Source organism: Nitrospirales bacterium, assembly GCA_031315865.1.
GTDB lineage: Bacteria > Nitrospirota > Nitrospiria > Nitrospirales > UBA8639 > JAGQKC01.
Window position 1 is genome coordinate 2,104,321 of record JALDRJ010000002.1, and the last position, 17,236, is coordinate 2,121,556.

The 17,236-nt window shown below is 50.3% G+C and carries 16 protein-coding genes and 1 riboswitch; of the genes, 6 read left to right on the plus strand and 10 right to left on the minus strand.

Annotated elements, in window-relative coordinates:
• The first annotated feature begins 93 nt into the window (after positions 1-93).
• A complete protein-coding gene (gene smc / locus MRJ96_09765) occupies positions 94-3,783 on the plus strand; it encodes a chromosome segregation protein SMC (protein MDR4501722.1) in 3,690 nt (1,229 codons plus the stop codon).
• A gap of 174 nt (positions 3,784-3,957) precedes the next feature.
• The gene (locus tag MRJ96_09770) at positions 3,958-5,148 is read left to right on the plus strand and encodes a mechanosensitive ion channel family protein (protein ID MDR4501723.1); all 1,191 of its coding nucleotides are present in this window, start codon (positions 3,958-3,960) and stop codon (positions 5,146-5,148) included.
• 99 nt (positions 5,149-5,247) lie between these two features.
• Here MRJ96_09770 and MRJ96_09775 read toward each other — a convergent pair whose 3' ends face one another.
• Positions 5,248-5,595 carry a YfhL family 4Fe-4S dicluster ferredoxin gene (locus MRJ96_09775; GenBank protein ID MDR4501724.1) on the minus strand — a complete coding sequence of 116 codons (348 nt, stop codon included), beginning with the start codon at positions 5,593-5,595 and terminating at the stop codon, positions 5,248-5,250.
• A gap of 248 nt (positions 5,596-5,843) precedes the next feature.
• Positions 5,844-6,377, minus strand: coding sequence for a 4'-phosphopantetheinyl transferase superfamily protein (locus MRJ96_09780; protein ID MDR4501725.1), 534 nt, complete (start codon positions 6,375-6,377; stop codon positions 5,844-5,846).
• A gap of 517 nt (positions 6,378-6,894) precedes the next feature.
• Here MRJ96_09780 and MRJ96_09785 point away from each other — a divergent pair.
• Together MRJ96_09785 and MRJ96_09790 are read left to right on the plus strand one after the other, a co-directional pair.
• Complete coding sequence (locus MRJ96_09785; GenBank protein ID MDR4501726.1) at positions 6,895-7,788, plus strand: DMT family transporter; 894 nt, start codon at positions 6,895-6,897, stop codon at positions 7,786-7,788.
• A 46-nt stretch (positions 7,789-7,834) separates the two neighbouring features.
• Positions 7,835-8,227 carry a nuclear transport factor 2 family protein gene (locus MRJ96_09790; GenBank protein ID MDR4501727.1) on the plus strand — a complete coding sequence of 131 codons (393 nt, stop codon included), beginning with the start codon at positions 7,835-7,837 and terminating at the stop codon, positions 8,225-8,227.
• Between the two features lie 104 nt (positions 8,228-8,331).
• Here MRJ96_09790 and MRJ96_09795 read toward each other — a convergent pair whose 3' ends face one another.
• Positions 8,332-8,706: a hypothetical protein gene (locus MRJ96_09795; protein ID MDR4501728.1), complete on the minus strand. Its 375-nt coding sequence runs from the start codon at positions 8,704-8,706 to the stop codon at positions 8,332-8,334.
• A 67-nt stretch (positions 8,707-8,773) separates the two neighbouring features.
• Positions 8,774-8,989: a hypothetical protein gene (locus tag MRJ96_09800; protein MDR4501729.1), complete on the minus strand. Its 216-nt coding sequence runs from the start codon at positions 8,987-8,989 to the stop codon at positions 8,774-8,776.
• A gap of 231 nt (positions 8,990-9,220) precedes the next feature.
• Between MRJ96_09800 and MRJ96_09805 the strand changes: the two genes are divergently transcribed.
• Positions 9,221-9,694: a hypothetical protein gene (locus tag MRJ96_09805; GenBank protein MDR4501730.1), complete on the plus strand. Its 474-nt coding sequence runs from the start codon at positions 9,221-9,223 to the stop codon at positions 9,692-9,694.
• Positions 9,695-9,720: 26 nt separating this feature from the next.
• Here MRJ96_09805 and MRJ96_09810 read toward each other — a convergent pair whose 3' ends face one another.
• The 6 genes from MRJ96_09810 to MRJ96_09835 all read right to left on the minus strand — a co-directional run bounded on the left by MRJ96_09810 (position 9,721) and on the right by MRJ96_09835 (position 16,147).
• Positions 9,721-10,815, minus strand: coding sequence for an aminomethyltransferase family protein (locus tag MRJ96_09810; GenBank protein MDR4501731.1), 1,095 nt, complete (start codon positions 10,813-10,815; stop codon positions 9,721-9,723).
• A complete protein-coding gene (locus MRJ96_09815; protein MDR4501732.1) occupies positions 10,815-11,201 on the minus strand; it encodes a histidine kinase in 387 nt (128 codons plus the stop codon). The genes MRJ96_09810 and MRJ96_09815 overlap by 1 nt, the downstream gene beginning before the upstream one ends.
• Before the next feature lie 15 nt (positions 11,202-11,216).
• Positions 11,217-11,732, minus strand: coding sequence for a tetratricopeptide repeat protein (locus MRJ96_09820; GenBank protein MDR4501733.1), 516 nt, complete (start codon positions 11,730-11,732; stop codon positions 11,217-11,219).
• Between the two features lie 332 nt (positions 11,733-12,064).
• The gene (locus MRJ96_09825) at positions 12,065-12,865 is read right to left on the minus strand and encodes a sulfide-dependent adenosine diphosphate thiazole synthase (protein MDR4501734.1); all 801 of its coding nucleotides are present in this window, start codon (positions 12,863-12,865) and stop codon (positions 12,065-12,067) included.
• 69 nt (positions 12,866-12,934) lie between these two features.
• On the minus strand, positions 12,935-14,872 hold the full coding sequence (thiC, locus tag MRJ96_09830; GenBank protein ID MDR4501735.1) for a phosphomethylpyrimidine synthase ThiC: 1,938 nt from the start codon (positions 14,870-14,872) through the stop codon (positions 12,935-12,937).
• A gap of 102 nt (positions 14,873-14,974) precedes the next feature.
• Positions 14,975-15,077, minus strand: a riboswitch (TPP riboswitch).
• Positions 15,078-15,262: 185 nt separating this feature from the next.
• Positions 15,263-16,147, minus strand: a complete 885-nt coding sequence (locus MRJ96_09835; protein MDR4501736.1) for an EamA family transporter — start codon at positions 16,145-16,147, stop codon at positions 15,263-15,265.
• A gap of 53 nt (positions 16,148-16,200) precedes the next feature.
• Here MRJ96_09835 and MRJ96_09840 point away from each other — a divergent pair, with 53 nt between their 5' ends.
• Positions 16,201-17,151 (plus strand): transposase, encoded by a 951-nt coding sequence (locus tag MRJ96_09840; GenBank protein MDR4501737.1) that lies wholly within the window; start codon positions 16,201-16,203, stop codon positions 17,149-17,151.
• The last annotated feature ends 85 nt before the right edge of the window (positions 17,152-17,236 follow it).

The following is a 17,236-nucleotide window of genomic DNA, read 5'->3' on the forward strand; positions in this document are numbered from 1 at the left end:
GGTATGCTTTCTTTGATTTAACGAAATTATTGTGTTAGATGTTTATGGTTACTCAAACTCCAGTTTGGATTCACGCAATTACGGAGGAAACATATGCATCTCCAGACCGTCATCGTTGATGGCTTTAAGTCATTTGCCGAGGCCAAAATCGACTTTCCCCAAGGCGTGACTGCTATCGTCGGGCCGAATGGGACGGGGAAAAGTAATATCGTGGATGCATTGTTGTGGTCGTTAGGCGAGCAAAGCCCAAAATCTCTGCGCACGGAACGGATGGAAGATGTCATTTTTAATGGAACGGAAGTGCGAAAACCGATGAATATGGTGGAAGTCTCGACGGTATTCGGGGGCGTCACCGAACAGGAGCTGGAGGCCTTGTCTGCCTTAGGAGATGCGTTAGGCCAATCGACCGAAATCATGATCACTCGACGACTCTATCGGGATGGGGAAAGCGAGTATTCCATCAATAAAATTCCTTGTCGTTTGAAAGACATCCGGAGCCTATTGTGGGCATCGAGAGCCGGAAGCAAAGGGCATACGGTGATCGAACAGGGGAATATCGATCAGCTTTTGAGCGCGTCACCGCTCGAGCGACGTGAATTTATCGAAGAAACCGCCGGCATTATTCGTTATAAAAAACAGAAGGCCGAGGCCCTACGAAAACTCGACTCGACGGAACAGAATTTGTTTCGCGTCCGAGACATTCTCACGGAAGTTCAACGTCAACTTCGTTCGTTAGAACGTCAGGCCAGACAGGCTCAGCACTATCAGGATCTCCAGCAGGAAGCCAAGGCTTTAGAGATTCAGCTGTTGAAATGGGAATGTCGGCAACTCCGGACTCAGCAAGACCTGATCGAACGGGAACTTCAGGAGTCCGAGGATCGCGAACTGGCCCACGTGACTGAAGAACAGCGTGTCATGGCCGAGCAAGAAAACGTCACCCTTTCCCTCTCAAAGACCGGTGAGTCGGTGTCAGAAAGCCGCGAGCAGCTCCGCGAGGTCGAGCAGGCCATGGCGCATGCCTTGACGACGATGGAGGTGTTACGGAATCAGCTCGAACATTATGAGGAACAGCACGAGCACGCGTTGAAAGAGCGGAGTCGGGTCAGGGAAGCGTCCGATCAATCACACGGTTTGACCGAAGCCAAGAAGGCACGATTGTCACAGATTCAATCTGAGATCGAAACCCTGGAAGCATCGGTCGTCGATGGAAAGGAGCGGTATGAGACTTTGATCGAACAGCGGTCTGTTTCGGCGCAGGGTCGCGACCGTCTTCGGCAGCTACTCGTTGATCTGGCGGTTCAAAAGACCAACATTCAGAATCGCACCAAGAGCATGGAAGAACAGCAAGGAGGTCTTCTGCGGCGCCTTGAACGCTTGTTAGCTGAATTGACGGAGACCGAAACCCAACAGACTCGACTGTCCGCCGAAAATCAAGAATTTCGTCAACAGCGAGAAGTATTGTCGGATGCCTATGAGCAGCTCCAGACCAAACAAAAGGAAATGGAACTGGACCTTCAAACGCTCGTCGGGGAGCAGGAAGAACTTGATTCGCGTCTTCAGACGAGACGAACCGTGATCGCTGGGCTTGAATCAGAGATTCGGGCGTTACGGGCGGTTGTTCAGGAAGAATTAGGGTACGGGCCAACCGGTGAAATCGACGAATCCTCCATCCGTGGGGTCTGCCATGAAGTTGTCGAAGCGTTTGCTGAACGCATGGTAGTCCAAGAGCACGTTGAAAAAGCCATAGAAGTGGCGTTGGGTGACCGTCTCAAGGCCTGGGTGGTCGGGAGTCCGGATGATGCGTTGCAGGCGATTCGGACGTTGAAAGGGCAGTCGCTGGGACGAGGCAGTTTCGTGTCTTTGACCAGCGGGACCGTCGCATCAACCCACCCGCCGATGTGGCGGCAGGCTTTGCATGAAGAAACGGCCATCAAAGGTGCGGCCATAGAGTTCGTGCAAGTGCCAGATGCGTTACAGTCCGTCACCTCGATTTTTCTGGAGAATGTCTATATCGTCGAAACCCTTGAAGCGGGCCTCCATATCATGGAAACGCATGAGTGGTTCCATGGGCGTGGTCCCATACTCGTGACCCCGGACGGTGAAATGATTCAATCATCAGGGGTCATGACCGGTGGAATGTTAGGGGAGTTTGATGGAGTTTTGCGGAGGCGTGGTGAAATTAGCCGGCTGGAGGCTCAATCCGAGGAATTAGAAGGAGCTCTACGGGAGGATGAACGTCGGAGAAATGTCATCGTCACGGAACGGGATGCGATTCAATCTCAATTGCACGAATTGCGACAATCCATCCGTGAGACGGAAGTGCGGCTTCTGTCTGTGCGGCAAGAAGAAAGCGTTCGAACCAACGCGTTGCCGGAACTCACGCGACGCGTGGAATTGATTCGTGCCGAACGTAGCTCTGAAGAAGGAGAAGTCGGGAGGTTGCGAAGAGAGTCTGCTCTCCTGCAGGAGCAATTACGAGAAGTCGAAGGGACACTTGGACAGCGGGAACAAGAACTTCAAGAGGCCTCGCAGGGTTTGATCGATCTAGAGGCAGAAGTGGATGAACTTCAAAAGTACATGACGGAAACCCGCATGAGTTTGAGCACGCTGTTGGCGCAACGTTCCCACGAACAGAGTGACTTAGCGCGCCTGCGGGATGAAGAACAAGCTAGGGCTGTCAGATTGCAGGAATTAGATCAACATCTTGAGCAACTTTTCCTTCAAACGAGACAGAGCCGAGATGAACGTCTTCGTCAGGAAGAAATGTTTGAAAAAGCTGACGAGAAAAAGACCGGCATCGAAGCGTCATTAACTACGCTTCAGGAGCATTATGACCATGTCGTCGAGCAGTCGCGCATGTTCGACCGACATATTTCGGACATTCGTAAGCAGTTGTCGGAAACGCTCAAGGTTCGAAGTGGGATAGAAGTGCGAATGGCCGAAGTTCGTACCAAATTAACCACGGTGCAAGAGACGCTAACGGCCACCTATGAATTATCTCTCGATGCGCTGGACGAGGAAGAAGGCGGAGAACGGCAGCCTGAACCTGGTGCTCAGCCAGCATCTAGCGAACAGGATGAAGAGGGTATTCTCGATGATCCTTCAGAGCAGTGGAAAGAGCAATTACAGCTCGTCAGAGGAAAATTAGCGCGAATGGGGCCGATAAACCTTGCCGCGATCGATGAACATCAGGAATTGCAAGAACGGTGTCAATTTCTCACGGCTCAAGAAGCGGACTTGACCGCATCTATCCAGTCACTCCAAGAGATTATTCAACGGTTGAACCAGACCACGAGTAAATTATTCACGGAAACGTTTCAAAGTATCCAGATCAAGTTTAACGAGGTGTTTTCCGCATTGTTCGCAGGGGGACGAGCCGAGCTTATTCTCGTGGAGCCTGAAGTCGAGGAAGGGGAGACAGCCCGAACAGATGCTGGCGTGGATATTGTCGCGCAGCCTCCCGGCAAACGTCTGAAAAATTTGTCGATGTTGTCTGGCGGGGAAAAAACCATGACCGTGTTGGCTTTGTTGTTTGCGAGTTTCCTGATTAAGCCCTCTCCCTTCTGTATCCTCGATGAGGTTGATGCTCCGTTGGATGAAGCCAATGTGGGTCGTTTTGGGCAGTTCTTAACGCAAATGGCTGAGCGATCTCAATTTATCATCATCACTCATAATAAACGTACCATGGAAATCGCCGATTCCCTTTTTGGCGTAACCATGGAGCAGCCCGGTGTGTCAAAGTTGGTTTCAGTCCGGCTGAATGAACTGCAGAAAGTATCCTGAGCGTTTCTTTTCTTTAATCCGCCACCTCCGTAAGTCGGTGTCTGCTGATCGTGATCCTCTTGTTCAGCTGATTGTTCGTACGAAACTCACAGGACTGCCATACGAAGTCGGATGCCGAGTGTGGGTGCTTGGCCAAAGAAGTGCTGAAACTATGAGTATGGATGTGTTTCCTGTATGGAGGCTTCTTCATTGGATAGCGTAAAGAATTTTATCGAGCAGGTTGTCGTCGTCTGGAATGCCGGGGTGTTGGGGACGAGTGTCGGAGAAATCCTCACGGCAATTGGAATCTTCTATGTATTTTTAATGTTACGTCATCTCTGTTCCAGGCTTGTGATGAAGATTGCTTGGAAGTTGACACAACGAACAGAGACGGCGATTGATGACCAGCTTCTGGAGGCGGTGAAGAAGCCCTTGGAGTTTATGTTTGTGGTGATTGGGCTGTATGTGGCCAGTCAGACGGTTCACGTTTCTGAAGCTGTGGAGGTGGTTTTTTCCAGGATCATTCGCTCGCTGATTGCTTTCACGATTTTTTGGGGGCTCTATCGTGCGATTTACCCGCTGTCACTCATTCTTGATCAGGCTATTGGCTTTTTTGACGACTCGAGCATGCATGAGACCATGCAAGAGTTTTTTGTCAAATTCTCCAAATTCATTATTGTGTGTTTAGGGGTGGCTGCCATTATTCAAGAATGGGGATTCAACGTGGTTGCCTTACTCGGAAGTCTCGGGCTCGTCGGCATGGCGGTAGCGCTGGGGGCACAAGACTTTATTAAAAATATGTTTGCGGGCCTCACCATCTTTCTGGATCGAATGTTTGAGAAGGGTAATTGGATTCAGACGCCCGACATTGATGGCACTGTGGAACACATTGGGTTTCGTGCGACAAAAGTTCGCCGTTTTGATAAGGCTTTGGTGACGATTCCCAACAGCAAGCTCGCGAACGAAGCGCTGATTAATTTCTCTCGAATGACGCAACGGCGTATTTATTGGAAGATCGGGGTGGAATATCGCACGACTCGCGAGCAATTGCAGGATATCATTCATGATATCTCCGAGTACGTGCATTCGAACCCTCTTTTTGAAACTGACCCCGAGAAAACCAAAACGTTCGTGTTTCTCGACTCATTCGGTGCGTCAAGCATCGACATTATGCTCTATTGTTTTACGAAAACAACGAAATGGGGAGAATGGTTGGCAGTGAAGGAAGAGCTGGCGTACAAGATTAAAGCAATCGTGGAGGGACACGGAACGGGGTTCGCATTTCCTTCTACTTCTGTATATGTGGAGACGCTCCCGTTTGGGACTCCTGAAGCCTTTCCTGTCCCGGAGGGTGAGGGGAAACCGGAGAAGTCAACAAGGACATGAGGCGACCACCGGCTCGTTTGATGTAGATCAAGCCCCTCCATAGATATTGAGATGTATGGAAGGGCTTGAATAAGAAAGGCTCAGATTGAATTGAGTAAATTAATTTCTTACCCCGCTCCAAACCTTTTCAGGGTCGATTTCTTTGTCCGGGTTTAACTGGCGGGCTTTTTCTAGGAGCGCTTCCGTTGTTTCAGGAATGTCCGGGTCGGAAATACAGCAATCATCGACAGGGCACACGGCAGCGCATTGGGGTTCATCAAAATGTCCGACGCATTCCGTGCAGCGTTCGTAGGTGATGACATAAACCGTATCGCCATCTCCCTGACCTTCCCCTACCTGGTTGCCCGCTTCCTCAGCCGCGCTTCGTGTTTCGAATATGGCTTCATTTGGGCATTCAGGGAGGCACGCCCCACAATTAATACATTCTTCAGTGATAAGCAATGACATAGTTCCTCCTTCGAAACCGAATAAAAGGGCTACAACCCTCAATAGGAAATTTAGGGTTCTTCTCTTGGATCAATCGAACCTAAGAAAATACCACATGTTACGTACAAGTGGAGTTTATTCTAACCCTGTGATTTTACACTCGTCAACGGCACAGAAGACCTAACTTGCTAAGCCCTTTGGTCCGTAAAATGGTCTCAGATGAATGAGAGGGGCAAGCAAATATGAAGGGTCTGTCTAACTGTCGGAGGTTAGGGGTTCAGAGCGTCCCAGGACCACTCGAAACGTGAAATAGAATAGTCCTGTGAGCCATACACGACCAGCGAGGCGGAATAATCCGGTTCGATGAAGAGGTTATCCATTGACCAGTAGAGGCTTTCCTGGTCGGCTCCTTGTACATGAATGAGTGTGGTGCATTCCGAGGGCGGTAAGGAAACGGTAATCGATGACAAAGGAATGCTCATTCCCTTACCTGTGGCTTTGAGGTAGGCTTCTTTTCTCGTCCAACATGCAAAAAAGCACCGCTCGAATTCAGGGGGCGAGAGCGTTGAAAACACCATCTGTTCGGCTGGAGAGCAAATGCGTCGGATCAGCGCATGCAGTTCAAGAGGGCGACGATGGTACTCAATGTCAATGCCGACTTCTCTCTCTACTGCGACAGCGTACAGTGCATGATGGTGTGAATGGCTGACATTGAACTGATAACAGGGAGTGGTAGGATTGGTGAGAAAAGGTTTACCATGGGGCCCCTGTGCAAACTTCAGGGTTTCCGGAAGGGCACTCACGTATCGGCTTAAGATGAGGCGAAGGACGCCTCTCGCGGATATAAAATCCTGTTGATGTTGCGTTGATTTAAAACGTCTGCCTCTCTTGATTTCGTCAGGGGAGAGTAACGTTTGGAAGTGCGTGAGTTGAGAGTCTGATGGATATAAATGTGCGTGCCATACATGAACCTGATTGGCAAGCAACGTTATGGGTGCTTCTGTACGGTCTCTATTCTTTGCCATAGAACGGCCATTATGTCGGAATGAGTGGATGTGTGTGAGAAGATTGTCGTTCTCGCAGCCAACAGGCCAGTGGGCTAGTAGTCCAATAGGAATGAAAAGAACAAAGGTGAAAAGGTTTAGGTTATTGTACTGATGGGGGAAAGTTAGAATCAATCGATAGGGAAGTATCGGGTGCGCTTATTAAATGTTTCCTAAACAGCGATGTCGAGATTGTAGCTTGTAATCAATCAGTCAGAGGCTCAATCAACATTGACGGTCATGCTAGCCTCTTGTTTTTCTTCTTAGGATTTTAAGCATGTCAGTTAAAACACCCGCAGTCGCGTATGCGTCTCTCACGACGGCCGCAGTCGTCTGGGGTGGATCTGTCGTGGCGCAAAAAGTGGCGCTCGGACCATTTTCTCCTGTCGAGGTTTCGGTGCTACGAGGGTTCGGGGCGTTGCTCATCTTATTTCCACTCTGGTTATGGCGTGAGCGTTGTATCACGTTTACTGGCCGGGATATTGGCGTGTTTGCTATCCTCGGCCTCACGGTCTTAGCCAATCATCTTCTGGTCCTGTTTGGGTTAAATTTTATAGGAGCAGGAGCGGCCGGCATCATTATCGGCGCCGGTCCGGCCATAACGGCGTTTTTGTCATCGGTCATTCTCCGTGACCTTCCCTTCCGGCAAGTTTGGGTTGGCTGTACGGTGTCTTTTGTGGGAGTCTTGCTTGTATCGGGGACGAATGGTTCGGCAGAGTGGGGAGGAAGTCCTTTATTGGGCGGGAGCTTGATTCTCCTCTCGCTCGTCAGTTGGGCGCTCTATACCATCGGTAGCCGGCGAGTCATGGAACGGTTTTCATCGTTAACTGTCAACTGGACGACGCTGTTGATTTCCCTTCTTCTCCAGATTCCTCTCTTGACCATCAACCAAAAAGTGTTTTCGAGTGGTGTGGAGGTTGTGCCGCTTTCAGGGTGGCTGGCGCTTTTCTACGTGATCGTGTTCGCGACGGCTCTTGGCCAACAAGCTTGGTTATACGGGGTGGAAGGCGTCGGCCCCGCACGGGCCGGTATATTCGTGAATGTGATCCCGGTTTCTGCCCTGATCTTGTCATTTTTCATTCTGAATGAGTCCATAGGTTGGATTGATGTGCTCGGTATCAGTTTTATCCTGACGGGAGTATGGCTGGTCAATCGACAGTCAGCCGTGTAAGCTGTGCCGATCGCGTGGAGAATCATCGTTTAGAAGGAGTTGTTTCATGCTCGAGCAACGTATAGAAGAAGTGACCCATGCCAATGATGTGTTTTATCGGTCTTTTGAGAATCTGGATATTTCTGCCATGGATGGAATTTGGGCACATCAAGAATACGTGACCTGCATTCATCCTGGGTGGAGCATTCGAGTTGGATGGCCAGCAGTTCGGGATTCATGGGTCGTCATTTTTAATAATACCTTCTCGATGAAGTTTGATTTAACAGAGTTACAGGTACAGGTTGCTGCGGATGTGGCTTGGGTGATCTGCACGGAAAATATCACCAGCCGTGTAGGGGAGTCTGATCAGAATAGCGTCGTGGTGGCTACGAATCTCTATGAGCGGATCGACGAAGAGTGGAAGATCATTCATCATCATGGGTCGCCGTTGATGGAATGATCATGCGCCTGGTCACTCTCGTCCAACATATTTATGTTGACGGAACCCTGTTGGCAATGATGTTCTTCACGGAAGTCATTGCCAGCGACAGCAAATGCCAGGATTTAAGGACCGAGAAATCGAACCGGTTTATCGCCGGTCAGGTGTTCAGGCGTAATCACATACGTTCCGAGCAGCGATTTTTCCCATACGATATTGGCTGAATCCAGATCTCCCGCCGTTAAGAGGTATGTAAATCCACCTACTATTGCGCCGAGGCCAGCGTACGCGATTTTTACGGCACCGTAAGGGAGGGTACTCAAGAAGCTCGCGATTCCTAGTCCAATGTCGGCTGCTTTGTCGGATTTTTCTTCTTCTGCAAAAACTGGTTGAGCGCTGAGACCTAACATCAGCATGGACATGACTGTCCAATAAAGGAGTCTTTGGAATACGGTTCTTGCTTGTCGAGATTGGACAGTCAATGAAGAAATAATTTTCATGAGTATAACTCCTTTCTATCAAATATCCCCTCTCAATCATTTTCAGGGGAAAATACGGTATGATGGCTTACACTTGAACGGTAACCGTCTTGGACCATTCATCAACGGTGGGGTCTCGTTCATCCATGGTCATGGCCCCGTATTTTTTAAACATGCCCAGCCCGCCTTTTTTCCGTCGCCAGTTCAGGAAATCCAGGAAATGCTCCTTACAGAGTGAGCGTGTTCCCGCAGGGGCGTAATAGGGTTGGGTACATCCTTGAATCAAACATGGTTCTGTACTCATGTGAAGACTCCATCCAAGATTGCAGATATAAGAATAGGGCGAGTATGCCGAACTCTTACGATGGAATGCAATGGGTGGTGTCAATCCAGCGTTCAACGACATGACGGTGCATTTTTCAGGCGGCGGACGATCTTGATGGTTCCCTTGCATTCCTCACAGACCCATAGGTATCGTAAGGCCCTGAAACAACCATCTGTTTAGCTGTGCTATTACGTGAAAGGAGAGTGCCTTGTGTTGACCGCTAAAGAAGTTTTTGAGAAGACGAAAGAAGCTGCGCTGGGTACGACGGATCAAGACGAACGGCCTTTACAGATTGATTATCCTGCGCTGGAGACGAAAATCCAGGATGCCTTAGGGGGGCGCAAAATCGAATTGCTTCATATCAATCAGTTTTTGCCGGAAGGGTATGAAGATCAGGGGCGATTTAATGTCTTGGTCATGAGTTCGGGTAAAGTCTTATTCGATATCGTCATTGGCGACTCCTACTTTCGTTATGATGTCTTTTCCTGTGGTGATCTAGACAAAATTCAGCTTATCGACGGAACATGGGATAATACGGAAAACAAAACTCAGGATGCATTCTTGAGCTTACGGTTGATGCACGGCGATGAGGCCCACATTCTACTTGCTCTGAGCGATGAGCAACGACCAGGTGTGTTCGCGATGGCGGCGGCGGTGTCCAAGGAACGGCATCCGGAAAAATAAATGTTTTCCAGAAAACGTGAACGGACTTACTTGTAGGGGAATGGGAGCGAGTGAACGGTTGCCGGAAATCGATGGTCTCCAACTTCCACTGTGAGAGCAGTGCCGGGTTTCATGAAGTCTCGTAAGGGAAAGCCGAAGGCTAGTGGTTTCTTCAACACAGGGGAGTAGGCGACGCTCGAAAGCCATCCAACTGCCCGATCGCCACTAAAGAGTTTGGCTCCTGGTTCTGGGAGCTGATTGTCTGGAAGGTCGAGCGTAAGGCCAACCAGCCGACGTTTGACCGACCCATAGGTATCCATACGTGCCACTACTTCCTGGCCTGGGTAGCACCCCTTGGTCAGGCTAAAGGCTTTTCCTTCCAGGTTAGCTTCCGGAGGAACGATACGGTCGTTGATATCGGGTCCGACTTTGGGGAGGCCAGCCTCGAGGCGTAATGATTCTAATGCCTTGCGGCCTACTGCCCGCAAGGAAAATCGTTGGCCTACCGACCAGATTCGATCCCAGACGTTAAGCAGTTCAGAATGAGGCACAAGGATTTCAATGTCTTGCTCTCCAGTCTCCTCCGCCTTGAGCAGCAGGACCGGTGTTCCATCCATATTGCCGGTATGAATCGTGAATGGCTTGGCGTCAGCCATATCGACGGAAAACGCTTCCCTGATCAGGGCAGGGGCTGATGGTCCGGATACCAGAAGAATCCCCCATGATTCGAGGCAGTTTTCCATCTTCGCTTTCGTTCCAAACAACAGAAATTTTTTCAGGTGTTGATACGTGGTCTCACCCACTTCGCCGAGATCTTCGAGCAGAATCGAATCTTCTAGGAACAGAACGCGAAAATAGGCCAACATTTTCCCTTTGTGATCCATGAATGCGGAAGGGAGCCCCTGGCCGGCATTCAACGGGCGAATATCGTTACTGATGAGATTCTGAAGCCAGGAGACGCGGTCCTCGCCCGTGATACGGTTGAGTCCCCGGTCAGAGAGGTCAGCCACGCCGACGCCTTGTCGAACGGCCATGTGTTCCTCAATGGCCTGTCCGTAATATTCAGGCATCTCCCAATCTCCCAATGATTGGAAGTGTGCCCCTTGGGCTTGATGTCGAGAATGGAGGGGAGATTGCTTCATCAGGATGATGTCGAGTTGACGGTTAGCTCTTCGAGCAGGGCCAGAGTTCTGGCGGAAAACTCGTTTCGTGAAACGATTTTGTTAATGCCCATTTCTTTGGCGCGCTTCCATGTTTCCACTTCCTCATGATTGGCGAACGCCAGGACAGGAATATGGCTGTAAGCCTCCGTTTCTTTGAGCAGGCGGAGAGCAGAGGGAGCGTCCAGCCGTTCATCGTTCATGTTGAGGATGACGGCATGGGGTTGTAGGGACTGAAGCTTGGTTGACCAGTCATCCTGGTTTTTCACCCGTTGAAGGGCGTATCCCTGCGGTAAAAAGGCATCACGGATTTTGGTGTAGAAGAAAATATCACTGACTCCGACCAGAAGGGTTTTTGCATCGCTCATCGTGTGAATCTTTCTCTAGTTCATTAGCGTGATCAATCGCATCATGGCCCGTTTGGCTGCGGTATATTCGGGGTCCAGCGTCGTGGCTTGTTTGTACGCCTCGATCGCTTTGTCCCAGTCACCTTTTTTCTCATACACGCGGCCGATGTTCATATGAGGAAAAGCGGGGTTCTCATAGCGTTTCGCATTCATGGCTTTTTCAAACCAGGGAATGGCTTCGTCTAATTGATTGAGTTCGATCAAATACGCCCCGATATCATTGTATGGGTTGCCAAAGTCAGGATCGCAATTAATCGCCCGGTGACATTCCTCTATCGCTTCATTTAATTGTCCCATAAAACTGTACGTCCAACCGAGGAACGTGTAGGCTTCGGCTGTCGGAGAGGCGTCGATGGATTGTTTGTAGAGTTTTACTGCTTCGTCGAGTTGCCCCTTACGCTGCAGTTCATAGGCTTGCTGAAAAAGATTCCACGCTAAAATCTTCTCCTCTTCCGTACCGCTGCCCTGTTGCAGGAAGTCCTGCAAGTCCATCCCTGGTCTCCTGTTGTGAGGGATTCGTAAATTCTTGAATGCTATCGAAGATCGGTCCTTACAGTCTAAGGTGCCATTCGGAGCTTTTCAACGGGTCTGTTGAAAAAAGCTGTCAGCGGTGTTCTCGGTATTTTGCCGTGCTCACGTAATGCCAGTACGTTCCGCGCGTCAAAATGCCTGTGGTCTTGCTGACCAGACTTTTTTGAACCGCCCCGAAGCTTCTGGGTTGCAACGTCTTTCTGGCGATATATTGCCTTTGCTACCTTCATTATTCAACATTTTCAACCATTAAAATTTTGAACTGGGCGGTCCATCCAAGTTGAGCGGAATCCTTATTCACCTTTCAGTTTTTTTCGAACAAGTTCTGCGGCCTTCCTTCCTGATAAAATCATCGAGCCGAAGGCCGGCCCCATCCGTGGCGTGCCGTCCACCGCCGCGACCGCCAATCCGGTGACGAAACAGTTCGGGTAGACTTCTCGAGTGTTTTCCACGACGAGGACTTCGGATTTGGCGATCCACATGGCGCCATTGCCCGGGACGTTTTTGTAGAGATTACGACGATGAAGCAGATCGACCACGACCGCGTCATGCCCTGTGGCGTCGATGACGATTTGGCTTTCCAAGGCAATCGGGTCTACGTGGATAATGTCATGGCCAGCCATTTCAGCAGTGGTATTATTGACGACGACCCCACCAAGTTGGCCTTCTTCGCGGACGATCAAGTCGAGCACGCGGGTTAAGTTCATGATTTTCGCGCCGGCTTCATAGGCTGCCGCAATCAAGCGAGCGGTGGCATGTGGCGGATCGACGATCGTCATTCCATCGCATTCCTGAACGGGTTTGCACGGGATGCCGAGTTCCTCCAGGATCGCGTCCGCCGGGCGACAAATCGTGGCTTTATTCATCAGATAGCCACCGGACCAAAATCCTCCACCCAACGCCAGGCTTTGCTCGAGAAGCAAGGTCCGGATGCCATGTGATGCGAGGTCTCTTGCGCATAAGAGGCCGGAGGGGCCGGCGCCCACGATAATCACGTCACTCTCGATTAGTTGATCAAACTCTCTATAAAACTCCCGTGCGATGTGACGAGTGACGTCTCGTTCACGTAAGGGAGCTATCTGTTGTCTGCTCATCGTCTGCTCCATGTTGGCTTATTTCAAACATCGTTTCTTTTTTGAAGAGACCCCTTAAAGGGAGGTGCATTACAGATACAGCTCGCCTCCCGACTTGCGGAATTCCTTTGACTTTTCCCGAAGACCGATCTGAATGGCCTCCTCTTCGTCAACTTGCAATTGTCCTGCATATTCACGAACGTCTTGCGTTATCTTCATCGAGCAGAAATTCGGACCGCACATTGAACAGAAATGCGCGCCTTTGGCCGCCTGATCCGGTAGGGTGGCATCGTGGTATTGCCGAGCGGTTTCCGGGTCGAGTGATAGATTAAATTGGTCTTCCCAACGAAATTCAAACCGCGCTTTGGAGAGGGCATTGTCACGGGCCTGTGCGCCCGGGTGTCCTTTGGCGAGATCCGCCGCATGGGCCGAAATCTTATACGCAATCACGCCATCTTTGACATCTTCTTTATTTGGCAGGCCGAGGTGCTCTTTGGGCGTGACGTAGCACAGCATCGCGCAGCCATACCATCCAATCATGGCCGCGCCGATTCCAGAGGTGATGTGATCATACCCCGGAGCGATATCCGTGGTGAGCGGTCCTAATGTATAAAATGGCGCTTCTTTACATGTTTCGAGTTGCTTGTCCATGTTTTCTTTGATCATGTGCATGGGGACGTGTCCAGGGCCTTCGATCATCACTTGGACTTCGTGCTGCCAGGCGATGTCAGTTAACTCGCCGAGGGTCTCGAGCTCTCGGAATTGCGCGGCGTCATTGGCGTCGGCGATGGAGCCGGGCCGCAGACCGTCGCCGAGGCTGAACGAGACATCGTAGGCTTTCATGATTTCACAGATTTCTTCGAAGTGCGTGTATGCGAAATTTTCCTGGTGATGGGCGAGGCACCACTTCGCGTGAATGGAACCACCCCTTGATACGATCCCGGTCATCCGAGAGGCAGTCAGAGGGACATAGGCCAGACGAACGCCTGCATGAATCGTGAAGTAGTCAACCCCTTGCTCTGCCTGTTCGATTAATGTGTCTCGATAGATGTCCCACGTCAATTCTTCCGGCTTGCCGCCTACTTTTTCTAATGCTTGGTAGATCGGGACCGTTCCGATAGGGACAGGAGAGTTCCGAATGATCCATTCCCGTGTCTCATGGATATTCTTGCCGGTTGAAAGATCCATTACTGTGTCGGATCCCCATCGGATCGACCAGATGAGCTTTTCCACTTCTTCTTCTATAGAAGAGGAGACCGATGAGTTGCCGATATTCGCGTTAATTTTGACGAGAAAATTTCGGCCGATGATCATGGGCTCGACTTCGGGATGATTAATGTTGGAAGGGATAATGGCTCGACCGCGCGCGACTTCATCTCGGACGAATTCTGGCGTGATTCGTGATGGGATCGTAGCACCCCACGCTTGCCCGGGATGTTGAACGACCCCTCGAGGTTGATGCCCATTGGCGAGGGAACGTTCTTCTTCTTCCTGCCGGGCTTGATTCTCCCGAATCGCGATAAACTCCATTTCAGGAGTCACGATCCCTTGACGCGCGTAATGCATTTGGGTGACGTTCATGCCGGCTTTCGCCCGCAGCGGTTTCCGACTCAAGGCAAAACGGATCGCATTTAAGCTTGGATCTTGAGAGCGGGTACGTCCGTAGATGGAGGTGACTTCCGGTAATTCTTCGACGTCGTTCCTCGCGAGGACCCATTCACGCCGTAGTGGAGCAAGTCCTTTGCGAACATTAATCGTAACATCCGGATCGGTGTACGGACCTGACGGATCGTACACGGTCACCGAAGGATTTGGAGATGGTTCCGCACCGTTTGGGCCTTTGGTCGGCGTCAGAGCGATTTCCCGCATCGGGACGCGAATGCTGGGATCTGATCCAGTGACATAAATTTTTCGTGATGCTGGAAAGGGTTTCGTCGTTAATGCCGCAGACGGGGTCGTGCTTGCTTCAACGGCTGGACTTGCTTCTCCGTTCGTGGGATTGGTCAGATCGCGTTGCGGGATGCTCATATGACGATCCTTTCTCAGGATGACGGTGATAAGGTAATCGAGATATTGTGGCCAATAGTAAAAAAGGCCGCTTCCTTCTAAAGGAAACGGCCTAACATGCATTGTCTTATTATGCCGCTTCCCTACGCTGGTATTACCCAGGTCAGGTATAAGGGTCGTCCAACGTAGTTGGACATCTCAGCGAAACGCTCCCCTAGCCTTGTAGGCCCAATGCTAACGCTGGGGTAAACCCTTGTCAATGAGGCGAATGGTCGATAATAAAGTCGTCGGACACATTTGGGGTAAAAATTGACCTACCATCTTCATGAAGAAAGAGCGCCAGGCACGAGATAAGTAATGGGCAAATATTAAAGAAACCAGTTCTTTTTCATGTCACCGTACATATCATCCTCACTCGCCTTCATCTATTGCTATTGCCACGAGTCCAATTCCTATCACCATCAGCGTGGCTCCAAAGAACCGCTGCCGGATGTTGGGTTCTCGTAAGATCCAAAAGCCCCAAAGAACTGCAAACAGAACGCTTGTGCGTTTGATGGCGATAACGGCAGGAACGCTTGCCGTGCTTAAGGCCATGTTGTGAGCGATCAACGTCGTGGCGCTAAAGAATCCAATGAGCAGAAGTAGGGGGAAATTAACATGTGGGCCTTTTTTAACCAGAGGTGCACGAATGAACAGGTGAGTGACAAACAAGCCCAGCACCATAAATATATTGATCGAAAGGCTCCAAAAGAGGGGCGATGAGTTCAGTACACCAATCTTGTCGAAATTTGACGTAAGACCATAGATAGCTGCGACTGAGAGCATTCTTCGAGGCCCTGGCTCTTTCACTATCGCGAAAAACGGGGCGAGTAAGCTGGCGTTTGATCCCTGAACGGAAAGAATGTACGAACCTCCGACTATCAGCAGAATTCCTAGCAGTCCTAGCGACCCGGGAGATTCACCGACAAGCCATGGTGAAGAGAAAAGCAGAAAGATGGGCGTAAAGGTTATGAACGGAATCGTGAACGATAAATCTGAGGCCTTCAGTGCCCGCATGAATTGAACAAAGGCCAGCACGTTTAGGGCTCCTCCCCATAGAAGGGCTTCCCAATATCGTGGGCCGATGAGCGGAATTCCACTCGTGAAAAGAAAAAAACCGAGAAGAATCGGGAAGGAAAAGGCACTGGCGGCCAATGCGGCGACGTGGGGCTGGACAGATTCCAATCCTTTTTTACTAAAAAGATCCTTCAAGGATTCGGAAAAAGCCGCAAGCAGAGCGAAGAGAAACCAACTCATGGGGTCAAGTCTTTTGTTGTTAAAATTTAGGGCTTGTGGTATGCTATTCTCCTATGGCTCGTCCTCTTCGCATTCAATATCCCGGCGCGGTCTATCATGTGATGAATCGGGGGCTGTCTCGCCAGTTGGTGTTTCGCGATGCTCACGATTATCGGGCACTTCTCGCGGTACTCGCCGAAACGCATGATCTCTGGGGAGTGGAAGTCCTGGCCTACTGTCTAATGCCCAATCATTACCATCTGTGTCTGAGGACACCGGAAGGCAATTTGTCTCGGGTGATGCGTCATGTCAATAGTGTGTATACACAAAGGTTTAATCGATCTCATCGGCGTGATGGCCCTATATTTCGTGGTCGGTATAAATCCATCCTTATCGATGTCGAGACCTATCTGGCTGCAGTGATTCGCTATGTCCATTTAAACCCGGTGAAGGCGAAAATGGTCAAAGCACCCGAGCAGTACGTGTGGAGCAGCCACGGCCAGTATGTGAGACCCCAATCGGCCTTTCCGTGGTTAGCCGTCGATGAAGTGATACAAGAATATGGTTCTTCTCATATGTTCCATGAATTTGTGTTATCGGGCAATGAAGGCGAAGTTGAAGCCTTCTATGGTGCCGGCCGTCAATCTCCAATACTGGGGACTGACCGATTCCAGGCAAAAGTGGTTAAAAATGTTCGGGCCTTTTCACGAGAGCATCCTCGCTATGAACGTAAGTTGGCTCGCCCGTCAGTCAAACAGGTAGAAAAGGTTGTAGCGAAAGAGTTCGGCGTGCCGGTCTCAGTGTTGTGTCATGGTCGTCGAGGCGTACCCAATGATGCTCGCAAGGCTGCCATGTATCTCGTGAAGCGATTGTGTGATTTGACTCTTCAGGACACCGCGAGAGAATTCGGTGTCAGCAGTTATGGTGTTGTGGGTTGGGCCTGTACGCAAGTGAAGAGCAAAATACAACAAGACTCTCGTTTTCGGAGGCGAGTCGCTCAAGTGGAGAAGTCTTTCGCAGTATAGGTCATTTGGTACTGGGAGAATGAAAAAAGAACTTTTGTAACGTTTGAGTCATCTGCTAGAGTACTACATTAATCGTTTTTCTCGC